The organism is Mesorhizobium sp. WSM4884 (genome assembly GCF_029625675.1).
In the GTDB taxonomy this organism is placed as follows: Bacteria; Pseudomonadota; Alphaproteobacteria; order Rhizobiales; family Rhizobiaceae; genus Mesorhizobium.
On the sequence record NZ_JARTVO010000087.1, the window covers coordinates 1 to 246 of the forward strand.

Annotated in this window: 1 pseudogene; it reads left to right on the forward strand. The window is 63.8% G+C overall.

The window, feature by feature from the left end:
- Positions 1-74 precede the first annotated feature (74 nt).
- A pseudogene (locus tag P9236_RS30770) lies at positions 75-246 on the forward strand (dipeptide ABC transporter permease DppC); the annotation flags it as partial.

Here is a 246-nt window from a genome sequence, read left to right on the forward strand (position 1 = left end):
CTCATCGTCATGGCCGTTAACCTCATCGTCGACGTGCTTTATGCCGTCATCAACCCGCGCATCAGGGCGGCGTGATGAGCCAATCGACCGAAATCGCCCCGATGGCCGCCGGCAGCCCGGACCGGCTGACCGGCTCCAAGACCTTCTGGCACTATTTCTCAGTGAACCGCGGCGCCGTCATCGGCCTGGTCGTCTTCATCCTGCTGGTGCTGGCGGCGCTCTTTGCGCCGTTGCTCGCGCCCTATG